This window comes from Streptomyces sp. NBC_00237, from assembly GCF_026342435.1.
Lineage (GTDB): Bacteria > Actinomycetota > Actinomycetes > Streptomycetales > Streptomycetaceae > Streptomyces.
Genome location: NZ_JAPEMT010000002.1, coordinates 2,682,143 through 2,703,556, shown reverse-complemented (window position 1 = coordinate 2,703,556; position 21,414 = coordinate 2,682,143). Strand labels below are relative to the sequence as shown.

The window sequence follows — 21,414 nt, the reverse complement described above, 5'->3', positions numbered from 1 at the left end:
ACGGACTGGGCGGGGCCACGTCCGGCCCCTTTCTGTTCGACGCCGGGCCCCGGAGCACGTACACTCACCTGTCGTTGGCCCACAGCAGCCCGTTCCACCGAGCGCACTCCGTGCACTCAGTCGGATGCGGTAGGTTGGGGGAACCACAAAGGGTCGTAGCTCAATTGGTAGAGCACTGGTCTCCAAAACCAGCGGTTGGGGGTTCAAGTCCCTCCGGCCCTGCTACACACTCCTTCGCCAGGATGTGTGCGCATGTACGTACTTCTCTGCATTTGTCGTGCGGCTCCACCGGGCGCGGCACGGCCACGACCCGGAATCAGGTGAGTAGCGTGACGGACGCCGTAGGCTCCATCGACATGCCTGATGCCCAGGACGAAGTGCCGAAGAAGGCGCGCAAGGGCGGCAAGCGGGGCAAGAAGGGCCCGCTCGGCCGCCTCGCGCAGTTCTACCGCCAGATCGTCGCGGAGCTGCGCAAGGTTGTATGGCCCACTCGTGGCCAGCTGACGACGTACACCACGGTCGTCATCGTCTTCGTCGTGATCATGATCGGCATCGTGACCGTGATCGACCAGGGCTTCGCCGCGGCCGTCAAGTACCTCTTCGGTTAAGCAGTACTCGCGTAGGGCGCCTACCTCGGGCGCCCCTTTCGCGCGTTCCACCCATTTTTTGTATCCAGGAAGAAGCAGCCACCGTGTCTGACCCGAACCTGAACGACGCCGGCGAGCCGACGGTGGGCGTCGAGTCCGTCGAGGACGAGACCGCCATCGTTGAGGCGGCGGACGCTGTGGAGCCCGACGAGGCCGAAGCCGCGGACATCGCCGCCGGTGAGCCCGCCGAGGAAGCCGCACTGCACATCGAGTCCGACGAGGATGTCGAAGCCGTCGCGGTCGCCGAGACGGACGAGGACGCCGCTGCCGCCGAGGCCGTCGCGGAGGCCGACGGGGTCGACGCCGAGGCCGAGGAGATCGCCGAGGCCGAAGAGGCCGAGGAGCCCTCCGAGTCCGAGCCGGTGGACCCGATCGCCGCCCTGCGCGAGGAACTGCGCCTCCTGCCCGGCGAGTGGTACGTCATCCACACGTACGCCGGGTACGAGAAGCGCGTGAAGGCCAACCTGGAGCAGCGCGCCGTCTCCCTGAACGTCGAAGAGTTCATCTATCAGGCCGAGGTGCCTGAAGAGGAAATCGTTCAGATCAAGAACGGCGAGCGCAAGAACGTCCGTCAGAACAAGCTCCCGGGCTACGTGCTCGTGCGCATGGACCTGACGAACGAGTCCTGGGGCGTCGTCCGCAACACCCCCGGCGTCACCGGCTTCGTGGGCAACGCCTACGACCCGTACCCGCTGACCCTGGACGAGATCGTCAAGATGCTCGCCCCGGAGGCCGAGGAGAAGGCCGCCCGCGAGGCAGCCGAGGCCGAGGGCAAGCCCGCGCCGGCCCGCAAGCTCACCGTCGAGGTCCTGGACTTCGAGGTCGGCGACGCGGTCACCGTCACCGACGGCCCGTTCGCCACGCTCCAGGCCACGATCAACGAGATCAACGCCGACTCGAAGAAGGTCAAGGGCCTCGTCGAGATCTTCGGCCGCGAGACTCCGGTCGAGCTCAGCTTCGACCAGATCCAGAAGAACTGACACTTCTCAGGTCACTTCTGACAAGAGCTTCCGAACAGGTCAGATCGGGCTTCCAAAGCCGGTCTGACCTGCTCGGTTTTTAGCCGCACGTCTATACCCGTTATCGTTGTGCGGTATGCCTCCATCCGGATGATCGGATGGATGGCCGAAACTCTCACTAGGACCCGGAGAGAGCAATGCCTCCCAAGAAGAAGAAGGTCACGGGGCTTATCAAGCTCCAGATCAACGCGGGCGCCGCCAACCCGGCCCCGCCGGTCGGCCCGGCGCTCGGTCAGCACGGCGTCAACATCATGGAGTTCTGCAAGGCCTACAACGCCGCGACCGAGTCGCAGCGTGGCATGGTCGTGCCGGTGGAGATCACGGTCTACGAAGACCGCTCCTTCACCTTCGTGACGAAGACCCCGCCGGCCGCCAAGCTGATCCTCAAGGCCGCAGGTGTGGACAAGGGATCGGGCGAGCCCCACAAGACCAAGGTCGCGAAGCTCACGGCCGCTCAGGTCCGCGAGATCGCCACGGTCAAGCTCCCCGACCTGAACGCCAACGACCTGGACGCCGCCGACAAGATCATCGCCGGCACCGCCCGTTCCATGGGCATCACGGTCGAGGGCTGATCAGCCCCTTCTAGTACGAAAGCCCCTTTTCGTACGACAGTGGTAGGGCCACGCGCCGGCCCGCACCACGACTCCACACCTGCCACGCGGCGGTAGCCGCGTGGTGAATACCTGACACAGGAGCAGCAGTGAAGCGCAGCAAGTCTCTCCGCGCTGCGGACGCCAAGATCGACCGGGAGCGTCTGTACGCCCCGCTTGAGGCCGTCCGTATCGCCAAGGACACCAGCTCGGTCAAGTTCGACGGCACCGTCGAGGTCGCCATGCGTCTGGGTGTCGACCCGCGCAAGGCCGACCAGATGGTCCGTGGCACCGTGAACCTCCCGCACGGCACCGGCAAGACCGCCCGGGTCCTGGTCTTCGCGACCGGTGACCGTGCTGCGGCCGCGGAAGCCGCCGGCGCCGACATCGTCGGCTCCGACGAACTGATCGACGAGGTGGCCAAGGGCCGCCTGGACTTCGACGCCGTCGTCGCCACCCCGGACCTCATGGGCAAGGTCGGCCGCCTCGGCCGCGTGCTCGGTCCGCGTGGTCTGATGCCGAACCCGAAGACCGGAACGGTCACCCCGGACGTGGCGAAGGCTGTCACGGACATCAAGGGCGGCAAGATCGAGTTCCGCGTCGACAAGCACTCGAACCTGCACTTCATCATCGGCAAGGTCTCCTTCGACGAGACCAAGCTGGTGGAGAACTACGCAGCGGCGCTGGAGGAGATCCTCCGTCTGAAGCCGTCCGCCGCCAAGGGCCGCTACATCAAGAAGGCCACGCTGGCCACCACGATGGGCCCCGGCATCCCGCTGGACCAGAACCGCACCCGCAACCTCCTCGTCGAGGAGAACCCGGCCGACGTCTGAGTCTCCTGACTCGGCGCCAGCCGCGGGTTGTCGCGTACGGAAAGCCGCCCCCCACACCTCCTTCGCGAGGTGCGGGGGGCGGCTTCGTCGTACCCGGCGACGTGCTCCCGGTCGTCCTCCTGACCGTGTGCCGGCCGTGCTCCTTGCCGGGGTTCGGCAGCGAATCCGGGCCTGTTTGGGGCCGGATATGTGATCGACCGTTGTCAGTGGGGTGCGTTACGGTCACGAGATTCACAGAGGACGCACAAGGGGTGGGACGCATGAGCACAGTGGGTTGGAAGCGGGCAGGCATATCGGCGGTCGCGCTGGCGGCGGTGGTGGGCCTCGCGGGCTGTCAGGACGACGGCGGCAAGGACGGGCAGACCGGCAAGAAGGCCGCAGGTGACGCGGCGCCCAAGACGCAGGACCGCGCCGGCGCTGCCCGGATGCTCAAGGCGACGTACCGGAAGACCGTCGAGGCCAAGTCGGCCAAGGTGAAGATGACGATGAGCATGCCCGGCGCGATGCAGGGCGGCGAGATCGAGATGTCCGGCGTCCTCGGCTGGGAGCCCACGGTCCTGGACATGACGATGAAGCCCACCGGCGCCCTCAAGTCCAAGGGCGGGGACAAGGGGCCCAGCGAGATCCGCATGATCATGCGCGACAACGTCATGTACATGGATCTCGGACCCAAGATGGCCGCCGAGATGGACGGCAAGCGCTGGATGAAGCTCGACCTCAAGGAGGCGGCGAAGTCCGGTGGCGAGGACGTGGCCAAGCAGCTGACCGGCGGCATGGACAACGCCAACCAGGACCCCTCGCGGCAGATCGGCATGCTCCTGGAGTCGCCGAACCTCAAGCACGTCGGCCCGGAGGACGTCGGGGGCGTCGCGACGCAGCACTACAAGGGCACCCTGTCGGTCGCGGAGATGCTCAAGACCAACAAGGACGCCGACCGGCAGCTCACCGGCAAGGAGCGCGACGAGCTGCTCGCCAACATGAACAAGGCGGGCATCAAGGGATACGACACCGACGTCTGGGTCGACGACAAGGGGTACCCCGCCAAGATGGTCGTCGGGATGGACTCGGCCAAGGGCAAGGTGAACATCGCCATGACGTACTCGGACTACGGCACCAAGGCCACCGTCGAGGTGCCTCCGGCCAAGGACACGCTCGACTTCATGAAGAAGCTGAAGGACGAGATGGGCAAGGGTGCGAAGGGCGGCACCGAGGGCCTCTGACCCTCCTCTTTCCCGTCCGGCACCCCCCTTCCACGGGGGAAGCCGCAGGCGAAGGGCCGTCCGGGACAGCGTCCGGACGGCCCGATTTGCCTGACGCTCGTCCCCTCGCGTACTCTTCCGATGAAGCCAAAGACCGCTGGTCGTTGCCGCGTGCTCGTAAGAGGGCGTGGTGGCCGAAGGATCCGCTAGAGATACGCGGACGACCTGCGCAGGTGTTCGTGGAAAGTTCCCGGTTCATTCTGGTTGAGCTCAGCCCCGTGCGCTTGCGCCGGGGCGTTTTCGTTTTTACAGCCCCTTCTGAGCGGTCCTCATCACCCGGAAGGAGGCCGACGCTCTATGGCAAGGCCCGACAAGGCTGCCGCGGTAGCCGAGCTCGCGGACCAGTTCCGCAGCTCGAACGCCGCCGTGCTGACCGAGTACCGGGGTCTCACCGTCGCGCAGCTCAAGACGCTGCGTCGTTCGCTCGGTGAGAACGCCCAGTACGCCGTGGTGAAGAACACGCTGACCAAGATCGCGGCCAACGAGGCCGGGATCACTTCGCTGGACGACCAGTTCACTGGTCCGACGGCGGTTGCCTTCATCACCGGTGACCCGGTGGAGTCGGCGAAGGGTCTTCGTGACTTCGCCAAGGAGAACCCGAACCTCATCATCAAGGGCGGTGTCCTTGACGGTAAGGCGCTGTCCGCCGATGAGATCAAGAAGCTCGCGGACCTCGAGTCCCGCGAGGTTCTGCTCAGCAAGCTGGCCGGTGCCTTCAAGGGCAAGCAGTCTCAGGCTGCTCAGCTCTTCCAGGCGCTGCCGTCGAAGTTCGTCCGCACTGCGGAGGCTCTTCGCGTCAAGCGTGATGAGCAGGGCGGTGCCGAGTAACTCGGCTCGCGCAATGGTTGTAGCCCACTAGGGAGACGGCCGCAGCGGGCCGATCGTACGCCCGCCGACATTTACATCCGGCACCTGCCGAATTAGTGGAAGGACGCCATCATGGCGAAGCTGTCCCAGGACGACCTGCTCGCGCAGTTCGAAGAGATGACCCTCATCGAGCTCTCCGAGTTCGTGAAGGCATTCGAGGAGAAGTTCGACGTCACCGCCGCCGCGGCCGTCGCCGTTGCCGGCCCCGCCGCCGGTGGCGCTGCCCCCGAGGCCGCCGAGGAGCAGGACGAGTTCGACGTCATCCTCACGGGTGCGGGCGACAAGAAGATCCAGGTCATCAAGGTCGTGCGTGAGCTCACCTCGCTGGGTCTGAAGGAGGCCAAGGACCTCGTCGACGGCGCTCCGAAGCCGGTCCTCGAGAAGGTCACCAAGGAGGCCGCTGAGAAGGCCGCCGAGTCCCTCAAGGGCGCCGGTGCGGCCGTTGAGGTCAAGTGACCTCCTGAGTCTCTGACTCTTTTGGCCGGAACGCGCCGCAAGGTGTAACGCCGGCACAGCCAAGGGCGATCATCCAATTGGGTGGTCGCCCTTCGGCGTTCCTCCGGCGGCTGCGCGGAGTGCTCCGCGACGAGTATGGTGATCTTCGTTGTGCGCCCCGCAGACGCGCTGTGCGCCCGTTGTACGCCCTCGGGGCGGTCCGGGCAGGTGACCGAGCCCCCGAGGGGGCGGGGGGCCTTGACGAACGGCACTCGGCGCGCAATTCTCAGGACGCGTCGTCACAACGATCCGACTCCGAGGCATGGATCGGCGGCGAAGAGGGCAGTATCGAGGTGCGTTCGCAGGGCGCGAGGGCTCGCCCGAGGCGTAGGACGACAGCAGGACGCAAGGCACGACACGGCAGGCGCAACGGTATTCGTGGCAGTGGCGTTGAGAAGAACAAAGAGGCCGATGAGGGTCCCCAAAAACCCGCTCTGGACATCAGTGAGCCAAGTGGCTACACTGACCCTTTGCGCTGCCTGTTAGCTGCCTCCTGCCCGTCACCAGGGGCATGCCCACTGTCTGGCCACCGAGGAATGATCTGCCCTGATCTGGGCTTTTCTGTCTCTGTGTCCATGTGGGACCGGTACGCGCGTAGTGAGTCCGAGCCCTCGGAAGGACCCCCTCTTGGCCGCCTCGCGCAACGCCTCGACCTCCAATACGAACAACGGCGCAAGCACCGCCCCGCTGCGCATCTCCTTTGCAAAGATCAAGGAGCCCCTCGAGGTTCCGAACCTCCTCGCGCTGCAGACCGAGAGCTTTGACTGGCTGCTCGGCAACGCCGCTTGGAAGGGTCGCGTCGAGGCCGCTCTCGAGAGTGGACAGGACGTCCCCACGAAGTCCGGTCTGGAGGAGATCTTCGAAGAGATCTCGCCGATCGAGGACTTCTCCGGGTCGATGTCGCTGACGTTCCGCGACCACCGTTTCGAGCCGCCGAAGAACTCCATCGACGAGTGCAAGGAGCGCGACTTCACGTTCGCCGCCCCGCTCTTCGTCACCGCTGAGTTCACCAACAACGAGACCGGCGAGATCAAGTCCCAGACGGTCTTCATGGGCGATTTCCCGCTCATGACGAACAAGGGCACCTTCGTCATCAACGGCACCGAGCGTGTCGTGGTGTCGCAGCTGGTCCGCTCGCCGGGTGTCTACTTCGACTCCTCCATCGACAAGACGTCCGACAAGGACATCTTCTCCGCCAAGATCATCCCGTCCCGGGGTGCCTGGCTGGAGATGGAGATCGACAAGCGCGACATGGTCGGTGTCCGCATCGACCGCAAGCGCAAGCAGTCCGTCACCGTTCTCCTGAAGGCTCTCGGTTGGACGACCGAGCAGATCCTGGAGGAGTTCGGCGAGTACGAGTCCATGCGCGCCACCCTGGAGAAGGACCACACCCAGGGCCAGGACGACGCGCTGCTCGACATCTACCGCAAGCTGCGTCCGGGCGAACCGCCGACCCGTGAGGCCGCTCAGACGCTGCTGGAGAACCTCTACTTCAACCCGAAGCGCTACGACCTCGCGAAGGTCGGCCGCTACAAGGTGAACAAGAAGCTCGGCGCGGACGAGCCGCTGAACGCGGGTGTCCTCACCAGCAAGGACATCATCGCCACCATCAAGTACCTGGTCCGGCTGCACGCCGGCGAGGTCGAGACGGTCGGCGAGTCGGGCCGGAACATCGTCGTCGAGACCGACGACATCGACCACTTCGGCAACCGTCGTCTGCGCAACGTCGGCGAGCTCATCCAGAACCAGGTCCGTACGGGTCTGGCTCGTATGGAGCGCGTCGTGCGCGAGCGGATGACGACCCAGGACGTCGAGGCGATCACGCCGCAGACCCTGATCAACATCCGCCCGGTCGTGGCGTCGATCAAGGAATTCTTCGGCACCTCGCAGCTGTCGCAGTTCATGGACCAGAACAACCCGCTGTCGGGTCTGACGCACAAGCGTCGTCTCTCGGCACTGGGTCCCGGTGGTCTGTCCCGTGAGCGGGCAGGCTTCGAGGTCCGTGACGTGCACCCGTCCCACTACGGCCGTATGTGCCCGATTGAGACGCCTGAAGGCCCCAACATCGGTCTGATCGGTTCGCTGGCCTCGTACGGCCGCGTCAACGCCTTCGGCTTTGTCGAGACCCCGTACCGCCGCGTCACCGAGGGTGTCGTCACCGACGAGGTCGACTACCTGACGGCCGACGAGGAAGACCGCTTCGTGATCGCCCAGGCGAACGCGATCCTCGGTGAGGACATGCGCTTCACCGAGTCGCGCGTCCTGGTCCGCCGTCGTGGCGGAGAGATCGACTACATCCCGGGCGACGACGTCGACTACATGGACGTCTCGCCGCGCCAGATGGTGTCGGTCGCGACCGCGATGATCCCCTTCCTGGAGCACGACGACGCCAACCGCGCGCTCATGGGCGCGAACATGATGCGTCAGGCCGTGCCCCTGATCACGTCCGAGGCTCCGCTCGTCGGCACCGGCATGGAGTACCGCTGTGCGGTCGACGCCGGTGACGTCATCAAGGCGGAGAAGGCGGGTGTGGTCCAGGAGGTCTCCGCGGACTACGTCACCGTCGCCAACGACGACGGCACGTACACCACGTACCGGATCGCCAAGTTCTCCCGCTCGAACCAGGGCACCTCGGTCAACCAGAAGGTTGTCGTCAACGAGGGTTCCCGGGTCATCGAGGGCCAGGTCCTCGCCGACGGTCCCGCCACCCAGCAGGGTGAGATGGCGCTCGGCAAGAACCTCCTCGTGGCGTTCATGCCGTGGGAGGGCCACAACTACGAAGACGCGATCATCCTCAGCCAGCGGCTGGTGCAGGACGACGTCCTCTCCTCGATCCACATCGAGGAGCACGAGGTCGACGCCCGTGACACCAAGCTCGGCCCGGAGGAGATCACCCGGGACATCCCGAACGTCTCCGAAGAGGTCCTCGCCGACCTCGACGAGCGCGGCATCATCCGTATCGGTGCCGAGGTCGTCGCCGGCGACATCCTCGTCGGCAAGGTCACGCCCAAGGGTGAGACCGAGCTGACGCCGGAGGAGCGCCTGCTCCGCGCGATCTTCGGTGAGAAGGCGCGCGAAGTGCGCGACACCTCGCTGAAGGTGCCGCACGGTGAGATCGGCAAGGTCATCGGCGTCCGCGTCTTCGACCGCGAAGAGGGCGACGAGCTTCCGCCGGGCGTGAACCAGCTGGTCCGCGTCTACGTGGCCCAGAAGCGCAAGATCACCGACGGTGACAAGCTCGCCGGCCGTCACGGCAACAAGGGTGTCATCTCCAAGATCCTGCCGATCGAGGACATGCCGTTCCTGGAGGACGGCACCCCGGTCGACATCATCCTGAACCCCCTGGGTGTGCCGTCCCGAATGAACCCGGGACAGGTCCTGGAGATCCACCTCGGCTGGCTCGCCAGCCGCGGCTGGGACGTCTCCGGTCTGGGTGACGAGTGGGCGCAGCGCCTGCAGGTCATCGGCGCCGACCGCGTCGAGCCCGGCACCAACGTCGCCACCCCGGTGTTCGACGGTGCCCGCGAGGACGAGATCACCGGTCTCTTCGAGGCCACGATCCCCAACCGCGACGGCGACCGGCTGGTCCTGCCCTCCGGCAAGGCCCACCTGTACGACGGCCGCTCCGGCGAGCCGTTCCCGGACCCGATTTCGATCGGGTACATGTACATCCTCAAGCTGCACCACCTGGTCGACGACAAGCTCCACGCCCGTTCGACCGGCCCGTACTCGATGATCACGCAGCAGCCGCTGGGTGGTAAGGCGCAGTTCGGTGGTCAGCGCTTCGGTGAGATGGAGGTGTGGGCGCTTGAGGCTTATGGCGCCGCGTACGCCCTCCAGGAGCTCCTGACGATCAAGTCCGACGACGTGACCGGCCGCGTGAAGGTCTACGAGGCCATCGTCAAGGGCGAGAACATCCCGGAGCCCGGCATTCCCGAGTCCTTCAAGGTGCTCATCAAGGAAATGCAGTCGCTCTGCCTCAACGTGGAGGTGCTGTCCTCGGACGGCATGTCCATCGAGATGCGTGACACGGACGAGGACGTCTTCCGCGCAGCGGAGGAACTCGGTATCGACCTGTCCCGGCGCGAGCCGAGCAGCGTCGAAGAGGTCTGACGGGCCGGTCGGGGGTCTTCCGTAAGACGAAGACCCCCGGCCCTCCCCGGACCCGTTCAGACCATTTGAAGTGCCCATTTATCTCGCGCAACGCGCGAGGGGCTCGAACCCCCGAAAGAGGGATTGACGACAAGTGCTCGACGTCAACTTCTTCGACGAGCTGCGGATTGGCCTCGCCACCGCGGACGACATCCGGACCTGGTCCCACGGCGAAGTGAAGAAGCCGGAGACCATCAACTACCGCACGCTCAAGCCCGAGAAGGACGGACTCTTCTGCGAGAAGATCTTCGGTCCGACCCGGGACTGGGAGTGCTACTGCGGCAAGTACAAGCGTGTCCGCTTCAAGGGCATCATCTGTGAGCGCTGCGGCGTCGAGGTCACTCGCGCCAAGGTGCGTCGTGAGCGGATGGGCCACATTGAGCTGGCCGCGCCCGTCACGCACATCTGGTACTTCAAGGGCGTTCCCTCGCGCCTTGGCTACCTGCTCGACCTCGCGCCGAAGGACCTCGAAAAGGTCATCTACTTCGCCGCGTACATGATCACCTTCGTGGACGAGGAGCGCCGGACGCGCGACCTGCCCTCGCTGGAGGCGCACGTCTCCGTCGAGCGTCAGCAGGTCGAGAACCGTCGCGACTCCGACCTGGAGGCCCGCGCCAAGAAGCTTGAGACCGACCTGGCCGAGCTTGAGGCCGAGGGTGCGAAGGCCGACGTGCGCCGCAAGGTGCGCGAAGGTGCCGAGCGCGAGATGAAGCAGCTCCGTGACCGCGCCCAGCGCGAGATCGACCGCCTCGACGAGGTGTGGAACCGCTTCAAGAACCTCAAGGTCCAGGACCTGGAGGGCGACGAGCTCCTCTACCGCGAGCTGCGTGACCGCTTCGGCACGTACTTCGACGGTTCGATGGGTGCGGCTGCTCTGCAGAAGCGTCTGGAGTCCTTCGACCTGGAGGAGGAGGCCGAGCGCCTCCGCGAGATCATCCGCACCGGCAAGGGCCAGAAGAAGACCCGTGCGCTCAAGCGCCTCAAGGTCGTCTCCGCGTTCCTGTCGACGAGCAACAGCCCCAAGGGCATGGTGCTCGACTGCGTGCCGGTCATCCCGCCGGACCTGCGTCCGATGGTGCAGCTGGACGGTGGCCGCTTCGCGACCTCCGACCTGAACGACCTGTACCGCCGCGTGATCAACCGCAACAACCGCCTGAAGCGACTCCTCGACCTCGGCGCCCCCGAGATCATCGTGAACAACGAGAAGCGCATGCTTCAGGAGGCCGTCGACGCGCTCTTCGACAACGGCCGTCGTGGTCGCCCGGTCACGGGCCCCGGCAACCGTCCGCTGAAGTCGCTGTCCGACATGCTCAAGGGCAAGCAGGGTCGATTCCGTCAGAACCTTCTCGGCAAGCGTGTGGACTACTCCGCGCGTTCCGTGATCGTCGTCGGCCCGCAGCTCAAGCTGCACCAGTGCGGTCTGCCGAAGGCCATGGCGCTGGAGCTCTTCAAGCCGTTCGTGATGAAGCGCCTGGTGGACCTCAACCACGCGCAGAACATCAAGTCGGCGAAGCGCATGGTCGAGCGCGGCCGCACGGTCGTGTACGACGTGCTCGAAGAGGTCATCGCCGAGCACCCGGTTCTCCTGAACCGTGCGCCGACGCTGCACCGCCTCGGCATCCAGGCGTTCGAGCCCCAGCTGGTCGAGGGCAAGGCCATCCAGATCCACCCGCTCGTCTGCACCGCGTTCAACGCGGACTTCGACGGTGACCAGATGGCCGTGCACCTGCCGCTTTCGGCAGAGGCGCAGGCCGAGGCCCGCATCCTGATGCTGTCCTCGAACAACATCCTGAAGCCGGCCGACGGTCGTCCCGTCACCATGCCGACCCAGGACATGGTGCTGGGCCTGTTCTTCCTCACCACGGACGAGGAAGAGCGCAAGGTCATCGGCGAGGGCCGGTCCTTCGGCTCCACCGCCGAGGCGATCATGGCGTTCGACGCCCGCGAGCTGTCGCTCCAGGCGAAGGTCGACATCCGCTTCCCGATCGGCACCGTCCCGCCGCGTGGCTGGACTCCGCCGGTGGCGGAGGAGGGCGCGTCCGACGGCTTCGGCACGGGCGAGTGGCAGACCGGTGACTCCTTCCGTCTCCGTACGACGCTGGGCCGTGCGCTCTTCAACGAGCTGCTGCCCGAGGACTACCCGTTCGTCGACTACTCGGTGGGCAAGAAGCAGCTCTCCGAGATCGTCAACGACCTGGCGGAGCGCTACCCCAAGGTCATCGTGGCGGCGACGCTCGACAACCTGAAGGCGGCCGGCTTCCACTGGGCGACCCGTTCGGGCGTCACCGTGGCCATCTCCGACGTCGTCGTCCCCGAGGCCAAGAAGGCCATCGTCCGGGGTTACGAGGAGCTGGACGAGAAGGTCCAGAAGCAGTACGAGCGCGGTCTGATCACCAAGGAAGAGCGCACTCAGGAGCTCATCGCGATCTGGACCAAGGCGACCAACGAGGTTGCCGAGGCGATGAACGCGAACTTCCCCAAGACGAACCCCATCTTCATGATGGTTGACTCGGGTGCCCGAGGAAACATGATGCAGATGCGTCAGATCGCCGGTATGCGTGGTCTGGTGTCGAACGCCAAGAACGAGACCATCCCGCGGCCGATTAAGGCATCGTTCCGCGAGGGCCTCTCCGTCCTTGAGTACTTCATCTCCACCCACGGTGCCCGTAAGGGTCTCGCGGACACCGCCCTGCGTACCGCCGACTCGGGTTACCTGACCCGTCGTCTGGTGGACGTCTCGCAGGACGTGATCATCCGCGAGGAGGACTGCGGCACCGACCGCGGCCTCAAGCTGAAGATCGCGGAGAAGGGCGCCGACGGCATCCTCCGCAAGACGGACGACGTCGAGACCAGCGTCTACGCCCGCATGCTGGCGGAAGACGTGGTCATCGAAGGCAAGGTCATCGCGCCTGCCAACGTCGACCTCGGCGACGTGCTCATCGACCAGCTGGTCATGCACGGCGTGGAGGAGGTCAAGACCCGCTCGGTCCTGACCTGCGAGTCCGCGGTCGGCACCTGTGCCTTCTGCTACGGCCGCTCGCTGGCCACGGGCAAGCTCGTCGACATCGGTGAGGCGGTCGGCATCATCGCCGCCCAGTCCATCGGTGAGCCGGGTACGCAGCTCACCATGCGTACCTTCCACACCGGTGGTGTGGCCGGTGACGACATCACCCAGGGTCTGCCCCGTGTCGTCGAGCTCTTCGAGGCTCGTACGCCGAAGGGTGTCGCCCCGATCTCCGAGGCCAAGGGCCGCGTGCGGATCGAGGAGACCGAGAAGACCAAGAAGATCGTCATCACGCCGGACGACGGAAGCGAGGAGACTCCCTTCCCGATCTCCAAGCGTGCCCGTCTGCTGGTCGGCGAGGGCGACCCGGTCGAGGTGGGCCAGAAGCTCACCGTCGGTGCGACCAACCCGCACGACGTCCTGCGCATCCTCGGTCAGCGTGCGGTCCAGGTCCACCTGGTCGGCGAAGTCCAGAAGGTCTACAACAGCCAGGGCGTGTCGATCCACGACAAGCACATCGAGATCATCATCCGGCAGATGCTCCGCCGCGTGACGATCATCGAGTCCGGCGACGCGGAACTGCTGCCGGGCGAGCTCGTCGAGCGCTCGAAGTTCGAGACCGAGAACCGTCGTGTGGTCACGGAAGGCGGCCACCCGGCCTCCGGCCGTCCGCAGCTGATGGGTATCACCAAGGCGTCGCTGGCGACGGAGTCGTGGCTGTCCGCGGCTTCCTTCCAGGAGACGACCAGGGTCCTGACGGACGCGGCGATCAACGCCAAGTCCGACTCCCTGATCGGCCTCAAGGAGAACGTCATCATCGGTAAGCTCATCCCGGCCGGTACGGGTCTGTCCCGCTACCGCAACATCCGGGTCGAGCCGACCGAAGAGGCCAAGGCCGCGATGTACTCGGCCGTCGGCTACGACGACATCGACTACTCGCCGTTCGGCACGGGCTCCGGCCAGGCCGTTCCGCTGGAGGACTACGACTACGGTCCGTACAACCAGTAAGAGCGGGTAGCTGTACGTACGAAGGGCGCCTGCCCCGCTTCCGAGCGGGGTGGGCGCCCTTCGGCGTGTGCGGGGGTGGTCTCAGCGCTGACCCTGGAGGTGGGGCTGGAGGCGGTACAGCCGGGTGTGGAAGTCGGGGTGGGTGGTGAGCAGCCGGGCCAGCACGCCCGGCTCGGCCGGCTTCGCGCCCCGGGCCGCTGCCAGCTGGTAGCGGGCCTGTACCTCGGACTGCTCCATGGCATACAGCACCTCCGCGAGCATCGGCGCGAAGCCGAGCGCGGCGGCGTGCTGGTCGGCGCGGAGCTCTGCGCGGCGTCCGACGGCGGCCATCAAGTAGGGGATTGCGAGCAGGATCAGCGGCAGCCCGTACAGGACGGTGACCGTGGCGAGGGTCAGGAAGCCGAAGAACAGCACCAGACCTGCCGTGACCAGCCAGGAGAAGTAGCTGGTGAACGTCACGGTGAAGACCATGACGGCACGGATGACCCGCCAGGCGACCCGACCCGGCAGCGAGTACCAGTAGTCGAGCAGTGAGGACCAGGCGTGGCCGCCGGTGTGGTGGCCCAGCTCGTGCGCGAGTACGGCGGCCAGATGGGCGCTGGTCAGGTTGGTCAGGGCGAACCTGGTGACACCCACGATGTGGCCGGCGGCCGCGTAGGCGTTGAGTTCCTTGCTCTCCTCGATCCACAGCTCGTACTGGCTGCCGTCCACTCCGGCCCGTGCGGTGACCTCGCGCCAGACCGGGGCGAGCCGGCTCATGTCCTGAGGGCTGGGCCGGTGCAGTTTGAGCAGGCGGCGGGCGAAGAGGTCCTCACTGGGGCGGTGAAAGACGAGAGCGCCTGAGGCGACCCAGAGGAGGGTGGGAATCCAGTACGGAAGGCCGGTCACTGCGGTCAGAATGCTCGCCGCGAGGACGACCACCAGCAGGCTCATCAGGAAGCCGGGGAGCAGCAGGGCGAGCCGGCCGAGGGCGGTGGCGTCCGCGCCGCGCTGGTGGGCAAGGTAGTGGACGCGGCTGCCCAGGGCGTTCTGGTAGTCCAGGGTGTCGGGCGCGAGGGGCTGCGGGGCCGGTGCCCCGGGGTGGGCCGAGGCGGGAGTCCCGGGGGGTGCGGCCGGGGGAGTGGGGACGTGGGCGGGCCCGGGAAGGGCATGGTGCGCGGGCGACTGCGGAGCACCGGGGTACTGCGGGGGCGGAGTGTGCGGGCCCGGGGAGGACGGGGGCGGGGCGCCCGGGTGGGTGTGGGGTGTGGCGGAACCGGGGTACGGGGGTGGGGTTTGGGTGTGCGGGTGGATGGGCGGTGTGCCGGAGCCCGGATGGGGCCGGGTCTGGGCGCCGGGGTAGGCAGGTGGTGTCCCGGAGCCCGGGTACGCGGGCGGTGTCTCCGAGCCGGGGTAGGCGGGGGGAGGCTGGGCGCCGGGGTACGCGGGCGGTGTTTCCGAGCTGGGGTAGGCGGGGGGAGGCTGGGCACTGGGGTGGGTGTGCGGTGTTTCGGCGCCGGGGTATGCGGGCGGTGTCTCCGAGCCGGGGTAGGCGGGTGCGGCTGCCGGGTCGGGGCGGGTGGGCGGAGCTTCTCCGGTGGGGTGGGCCGACGGGGTGTGCGGGGCGGGGTCCGGGTGGGAGGGCTGGGGGCCCCCGGGGTACGGGGGTTCCTGAGGCTGGGACATGGGGCATCCTTCGTGCGGTGTCGGGGCGTCAGCCGATGAACAACGAAGTGGGAAGCAGGGCCGCACCGGCACAGAAGGCGATCAGCCCGGCCCGTATCCACTGGTGCTTGCGAGCCGCGATCCGGCTGTTCTCCGCGAGTGACGCACGGAGCGCGGCTGCCGGAGCGCGTGCGGTGTCCGTGAGGGCCTGCTCCAACTGGCCCTGCGAGTAGGCCCGTTGAATGTCGCCGAAATAGGAAAGAGGCGTGCCGGGTGCCCAGGAACCGAGGCGGTAGCGCGGCAACACCGTCATCAGCAGCGCCAGCAGCGCCAGGCCGAACGAGGCAGCGCCGGTCAACCAGAGGACGGTTCCGGCGGTGGAGAGGGAGCTCGGACTCCAGTCGCGTCCGGCCAACAGCCCAGAGGCCACACCGGCGGTGGTGCCGAGAGCGGCCACCAGGACGGACGCCTTGCTGTCGGCGCGGGCGATCTCGGTGCGCAGTTCGGCCAGCAACCGGGTCGCGAGTTCGGCGGCGGGGGCGTCGGCGGACCCGACGGGTGTGACGGGTGTGACGGGTGGGGGCGGTCCGGTCGGTCCCGTGGAGGCCGGGGCGGGGGCGGTCATGACGTACCCGTCCCGCGTGCGCCCGCCGCGCCGGACGCGGTGTCCTCCCCGGACGCCTCGGGCCCCCCGGAGCCCTCGTCCGGCGCGGCCTGGGAAGGAGTCGGGGGCGTGCCGGGCCGGGGCATCACCGGGGCACTGCCGTAACCGGGTGGCGGCTGCCATGCGGGGGAGGCGCTGGCCGGGGCGGCGGGCTGTGCGCCGGGCTGTGCGCCGGGCTGTGCGGGAGAGTGGGCGGTGGGGGCGGCGGGCTGCGGCGGCAGCGGGCCGGAGGCGAAGGCGGGGGCTCCGGTCGGCCCGGCGGGGGGAGCGGAGGCCGGGGCCGGGGAGCCGTAGGGGAGGTTCGGGATGATCGGTGCATGCTGACCCGGCTGCGCGCCCGGGTGGGGACCCGCATAGGGGTTTGGGTACGGGCCGGGCTGGTACGGGCCCGGGGGCGGGCCGGGCTGCTGACCCTGGTGAGGGTACGGGTGTCCGCCCGGCTGACCCGGCTGCCGGTCCGGGGCCGCGCCCGGCTGCGCACCTGGATGCTGTCCCGGAAGATGCTGTCCGGGGTGCACACCCAGCTGCCCCGGCCGTGCGTCCTCCTGTGGTCCCCCCTGGCCGGCCCCGTACGGAGTCCCCGTCCAGTCGGCCCCCGCGGTCGCCGGGTTCTCCGTTCCCGCCGTCCCCGGCGCATACGGCTGCTGCCACGGAGCTCCCGGCCCTGCCCCCGGAGCACCTGCCCCCGGAGGGTCCGCCGGAGCCTGCGGGAACGCCGCCCCCGGCATCGTGACCTGCGGCCCCGTCCCCGCCGCACCGGCCTGCGGGGCGGTCCAGCCACCCGTCCCGGCGCCCGGCGAGAGCGCCGGGCTGCCCGGCACGGGCCCGCCGGGGTGGCCCGGTGGCGCGGGCGGCTGCGGGCCGGGCTGCTGGGTCACTCCCGGCAGCCGTTGGTTGAGCACGTCGCTCATGGTGCGCAGCGCAAGCTGCTTGGGGCCGTCCAGCTCGTAGTCCTGGGTGACGTCCCCGGCCAGCAACTGGCCCACCAGGTCCATCTGGGCCTGGATCATGCGGAGTTGGTCCTCACGCATGCTGTTCATGACGAGCGCGGAGTCCTCCGGGTGCTGCGCCAGGTGCAGAGCCCAGGCGTGCACCCCGCCCTGCGCCAGGTGGTACTGGTAGAAGTCGATCTTCGCTGCCTCGATGCGCTGGAGGTCCAGGGCGTGCTGCCCCGCGAGCAGCGCCTGCTGGTGCTCCCACTCCTGCTGCCGCATCGTCAGCGCGTGGTTCTGCTGCCCGTACGCCGCCGCCCGATCCAGAGCGAGCGCGTCCTGCTGCATGGTGCGACGGGCCACCTCGATGTCGACGTTCGCACCGAGCTGCGCACCGAGCACCTGCTCGGCGGCGTCGTGCTGGATGCCCTGGAGGCGCTTCTGGTGATCGATGTTCTCCTGGTCCCGGCGCAGCCGCACGGTCCAGGAGACCTTCAGCCCGACCCCGCCGCCCAGCGCCCCGAGGGCGGACACGGCGCTCAACAGCTCCCGCTCGGCGGCGGCGCTCTCGGAGATGGGGTGTCGGCGGGCCACCGGCCGCGCCGCCTGCTCCAGCTCGCCGAGCAGCAGCGTCGGTACGTCCCGGTATCCCGAGGCCACGAACCGCGCGGGGTCCACGACCTGCCAGGACAGCTCGACGACGCAGCCGAACTCGAAGGCGTCGTTGTCGCTGGGCAGCGCCAGTTCCGCCTGCACCGGGTGTACGCCCATGTCGACCTCGTACACCGAGGAGTACCGCTTGGTCGCGGCCTCGGCGCGGGTGGGACGCACCGGCGGCAGATAGGTGTCGTACGCGCCCCTCGGGGTCGAGAAGACCAGGGCGTGGTCGATCCGGGTCGGCGGCTTGCGGAAGTCGAACCGTGCCAGCTGCCGCACGGTGATGACCGGGTCGATCAGGTGGGTGTGCCGGTCGGCGTGCTGGTCCCACTCGGGCTGTCGGCGGTAGTCGGCCATGTTGCGGGTCTCCTTGGCGGGTGGGGCTGATCAGGTGCTCGCTTGCGGGAGTACGGTGCGCAGCCGCGCCGCGACGGCCGGCGGCGGTCCGGCGTCCTCGCCGGACATGGTGCGCAGCAGGTGGTCGAGCCGGAGGATGTCCTCCGCCGTGACGGCGAGGGCGGGCAGCAGCGCGGCGAGCGCCCACTCGACGGCCGGTTCGCGGTCGGCGACGAGCACCCATGCGCGCAGGATCTCCAAGGCGGTCCTGGAGTGGTTGGGCGTGGCCAGCGAGGTCCGCCACAGGGTGACGATGTGCCGGGCCGTCTCGCTGCGGACCGTCGCGGTCTCGGTGAACCGGACGAGGACCAGGGGCCGTCCGTACGGTTCGTCGTCCTCGGTCCGCCAGCAGGCGCTGAGGAACCCGGCGACGGCCAGGTCGATCACCGACTGTTCCTTGCGCGCGTGCACGAGGCTGCGGAGGAGTTCCGCGAGGACCAGGTCGGCGGCGGGCGAGAGCACGAGCAGCTCCACCGACGAGGCGAGCTCGGCCAGCAGCTTCGTGTCCCGGTCCTCCTCCTCGTACTCGCGGCGGGCGGCTTTGCGCAGTGCGGCGAGCGCCTCCACCGGGCGCTCGTCCCCGATCAGGCCGTGGGCGCGGATCGCCACCCAGCGGCGGCCCGGGTCGTCGCCCTCGCACCAGGAGTCGATGATGCGCGGGATGTTCGGGGCGTCGATGCGGTGGGCGAGGGCGAGGGCGTTGACGGCGACGATCCGGTACACGTAGTCCGTCGAGACGGCCCACGGTTCGATGATCAGGGCCATGGTCGACGGCAGGTCCGTCACCGCGAGCACGGCGACCGTGGAGGCCGCCCGGGTGCGTACCAACGGCCGCCCGTCGCCCGCCAGCCGGTGCAGCCACTGGATCAGCGCGGGCCGGGACGAGGGGTGCCCGGTCCACAGCTCGCGCAGCAGCACCAGGGGCGCGCGGTCGTCGCGGAAGGCGGACTTGGACTGGAGGACCGGGCCCCATTCGGTGTGCTCCTCCTCCTCGTACCGCGTCGCGCGGGCCAGCTGGAGGCGCTTGCCCACGTGCGTGCCGAAGACGGGCACGGTGGGCGGCACGGAAGGGTTCTCGGTCTTCTGCAGGAAGGCGTAGAGCAGATCGCTCAGTTCGGCGGTCAGGGCGTACGGTCCGCCGTCGAAGGCGGCCAGCGCCACCAGGAATGCCTTGTCGCGCAGGTGCAGGGCCGCCTCGTCCTCCTCGAACCACTCCTGGACCTGCGACTCCAGGGCATCCAGCGAGAACCGCTCGATCCGGTGTACGGCGCTCTGGCCTGCGGCGTGGTCGGCGAGGACCATGGCGTACTCCGCGGCCTCGCGCGGCTGGGGCGCGCGGTCCAGGAACTCCTTGACCGCGGGCAGGGACATGAGCCCGGGCACCGCCTCGAACCCGGCCCGTAACCGCAGGTGCGCCTCCAGCACGGCGCCCGGGGCGGGCGCCCGCCACTCGGCGACGGGAATGTCCTCCAGCGACGCCCGGGGCCCCACCGTGATCACCAGGTACGCCTTCTTCTGCGCCAGCGTCTCCCGCAGGGCCAGCAGATCCGCCTCGCGCAGCGGCCTGCCGCGGTCGGCGATCGGGTCGCAGAGCACGTGCCCGCCCTCCTGCAACTGCTCGGCCAGGGCACCCGGTCTGCTCTCCCGGTCGAGCGCGCGTACGGGGAATGCCTCCAGCCGGTGCAGCAGCATCAGCGCGGCGGTTCCGCGGCCCGAGAAGTGCGGGCCGGCGAGCACCAGGACGCGCTCGGTCCGCAACCGCTCCACGAGGGCGTCGAAGACCTGCTGACAGGCCGCCGGATCGCCGTCGGGGCCGCTGCCGGGGGTGGTGCCCACCGTCACGAAACGCAGCGCGAGTTCCTCGACCCAGGCGCGGGAGACCTCGCCCGAGGAGTGCGCGGCCCTGCCGTGGAACCCGGCGGACTGGTGGTAATGGATCTCCGTCTTGCTGCCCTTGATGACATCGCCCGCCACCCGGCCCGCGCTGACCCCGAGGTTGTCGCCGCCGATCAGGCCGCCGCCGATCCGGGTGCCCGACTCGAAACGCATGTTCCGCGGAGTGTGGTTCATCAGGTCGCGGCGGGCCGTCCAGGCCGCCTGCGGCTGTTCGGACTCCCCGGCCGCGCCCTCCTGTTCGGGGGCGGCCGCGGGGTCGGGCACCGCGTTGTCCGCCGGGTCCGCGGCCTTCGGCGCGGCGGCCTTGGGGGCCCCGCCCTTCTGCGGCTTGTCGGCGCCCGGCGCGCCCGGCGCCCCCGGGGAGGCCGGAGCCCCGCCGGGCCCGTCCGCGCTCATGCGGGCTCACCCGGGGCGCTCCCGGTCCCGTTCCCGCCGAATCGGATGTCCCCGCCGACCTGTCCCGCGGACACGCCGTGGTTGTCGCCGCCCACGAAGCCGCCCGCGAAGTGCATGACGGAGCCTGGGACGGCCGTACCCCCGTGCCGGCCGTCCCCGCCCTCCGTCCTCCCGGTCCCGGAACCCCCCTCACGCCCCGGAACCGGAAGGGCCCCCGTGCCACTGTGGTTCTGGTCGCCCCCGTCGGCCCCTTCCGGGGGGAGCGGGCCGAACAGCCATGCCCGCAACGGTCCGTTCTTGCTGTCGACCGTGACGGCGTGGAAGTCCTCGGCCGGGATCCCCTGGTGGCCGTGGCGCACGATCCCCGCGTGCACGGACTCCGAGACGCACAGCGCGACGTCGTCGTGGCGCTGAGCGAGCGCGGAGCGCAGCAGTCCGGCGTCGAGCAGTCGGCAGGCGTGATTGAGGTCGGCGCCCACCCACCCCTCGTGCTCGTCGACCCAGACGTATCCGGTCGCCAGTACCACCCGCAGCCTCATCTGTGCGGACCGCGACGCCATCCGGTTCATGAACCGCAGCTGGGCGGGGGCCTCGTGGATCAGCGCCCGCAGCAGAGCGGTCAACGGGGCGTTGGCGTCGATGAGTTCCATCACGGAGTCGCCCCGGTCGGCGCGCCGCCGCAGCGTCTCGTCGATGCCGGCGTGCTCCAGGACACGGTCCGTGAGGCCGTACAGCATCCTGCGCAGGTACGCCTGCTCGACGTCGTCGCGGTCACTGAACTTCTCGATGTCGAGCAGCAGGAAGGTGCGGCTCACGGGGTCGGTCATGCTGGCGCCTCTCACTGGTCTGACGGGGCCCCGGACGGGCGGCCCGCCTCTCGACGGGCCCGGACCGAAGGGCTGGGACGAGCTTGGCGGCGCGGGGCCGCCCCTGGTGAGGTCGGATGACGCAGTGG

General features: G+C 68.6%; 14 protein-coding genes and 1 tRNA gene. 10 read left to right on the top strand and 5 right to left on the bottom strand.

Features of this window, described 5'->3' with window-relative positions; translation table 11 throughout:
• Window positions 1-149: 149 nt before the first annotated feature.
• The 10 genes from OG897_RS25790 (at window position 150) to OG897_RS25745 (ending at window position 13,874) form a co-directional block, all read left to right on the top strand.
• Window positions 150-222: transfer RNA gene (locus OG897_RS25790), tRNA-Trp, on the top strand.
• A gap of 107 nt (window positions 223-329) precedes the next feature.
• Complete coding sequence (gene secE / locus OG897_RS25785) at window positions 330-608, top strand: preprotein translocase subunit SecE (protein WP_266659786.1); 279 nt, start codon at window positions 330-332, stop codon at window positions 606-608.
• Between the two features lie 83 nt (window positions 609-691).
• Window positions 692-1,627, top strand: coding sequence for a transcription termination/antitermination protein NusG (nusG, locus tag OG897_RS25780; protein ID WP_266659784.1), 936 nt, complete (start codon window positions 692-694; stop codon window positions 1,625-1,627).
• Between the two features lie 176 nt (window positions 1,628-1,803).
• Entirely contained in the window at window positions 1,804-2,238 is a 435-nt protein-coding gene (rplK, locus tag OG897_RS25775) for a 50S ribosomal protein L11 (protein WP_185027986.1), read from the top strand.
• Window positions 2,239-2,366: 128 nt separating this feature from the next.
• Window positions 2,367-3,089, top strand: a complete 723-nt coding sequence (gene rplA / locus OG897_RS25770) for a 50S ribosomal protein L1 (RefSeq protein WP_266659781.1) — start codon at window positions 2,367-2,369, stop codon at window positions 3,087-3,089.
• Between the two features lie 260 nt (window positions 3,090-3,349).
• Window positions 3,350-4,309 (top strand): hypothetical protein, encoded by a 960-nt coding sequence (locus OG897_RS25765; RefSeq protein WP_266659779.1) that lies wholly within the window; start codon window positions 3,350-3,352, stop codon window positions 4,307-4,309.
• 336 nt (window positions 4,310-4,645) lie between these two features.
• Window positions 4,646-5,176 (top strand): 50S ribosomal protein L10, encoded by a 531-nt coding sequence (rplJ, locus tag OG897_RS25760; protein WP_266659777.1) that lies wholly within the window; start codon window positions 4,646-4,648, stop codon window positions 5,174-5,176.
• Window positions 5,177-5,287: 111 nt separating this feature from the next.
• Window positions 5,288-5,671: a 50S ribosomal protein L7/L12 gene (gene rplL / locus OG897_RS25755; protein ID WP_266659775.1), complete on the top strand. Its 384-nt coding sequence runs from the start codon at window positions 5,288-5,290 to the stop codon at window positions 5,669-5,671.
• Window positions 5,672-6,337: 666 nt separating this feature from the next.
• The gene (gene rpoB, locus OG897_RS25750) at window positions 6,338-9,823 is read left to right on the top strand and encodes a DNA-directed RNA polymerase subunit beta (RefSeq protein WP_266659771.1); all 3,486 of its coding nucleotides are present in this window, start codon (window positions 6,338-6,340) and stop codon (window positions 9,821-9,823) included.
• A gap of 133 nt (window positions 9,824-9,956) precedes the next feature.
• Window positions 9,957-13,874: a DNA-directed RNA polymerase subunit beta' gene (locus OG897_RS25745; protein ID WP_266659767.1), complete on the top strand. Its 3,918-nt coding sequence runs from the start codon at window positions 9,957-9,959 to the stop codon at window positions 13,872-13,874.
• Between the two features lie 81 nt (window positions 13,875-13,955).
• On the opposite strand, the gene OG897_RS25740 is transcribed toward OG897_RS25745, so the two are convergent.
• Genes OG897_RS25740 through OG897_RS25720 form a run of 5 tightly spaced genes read right to left on the bottom strand, consistent with a single transcriptional unit; the run spans window position 13,956 to window position 21,286 of the window.
• A complete protein-coding gene (locus OG897_RS25740; RefSeq protein WP_266659765.1) occupies window positions 13,956-15,539 on the bottom strand; it encodes a M48 family metalloprotease in 1,584 nt (527 codons plus the stop codon).
• A 28-nt stretch (window positions 15,540-15,567) separates the two neighbouring features.
• Entirely contained in the window at window positions 15,568-16,143 is a 576-nt protein-coding gene (locus OG897_RS25735) for a Pycsar system effector family protein (protein WP_266659763.1), read from the bottom strand.
• Window positions 16,140-18,128: a hypothetical protein gene (locus OG897_RS25730; RefSeq protein WP_266659761.1), complete on the bottom strand. Its 1,989-nt coding sequence runs from the start codon at window positions 18,126-18,128 to the stop codon at window positions 16,140-16,142. The genes OG897_RS25735 and OG897_RS25730 overlap by 4 nt, the downstream gene beginning before the upstream one ends.
• Before the next feature lie 30 nt (window positions 18,129-18,158).
• The gene (locus OG897_RS25725; protein ID WP_266659759.1) at window positions 18,159-20,459 is read right to left on the bottom strand and encodes a hypothetical protein; all 2,301 of its coding nucleotides are present in this window, start codon (window positions 20,457-20,459) and stop codon (window positions 18,159-18,161) included.
• Window positions 20,456-21,286: a hypothetical protein gene (locus tag OG897_RS25720; protein WP_266659757.1), complete on the bottom strand. Its 831-nt coding sequence runs from the start codon at window positions 21,284-21,286 to the stop codon at window positions 20,456-20,458. Before OG897_RS25720 ends, OG897_RS25725 begins: the two co-directional genes overlap by 4 nt.
• Between the last annotated feature and the right edge of the window lie 128 nt (window positions 21,287-21,414).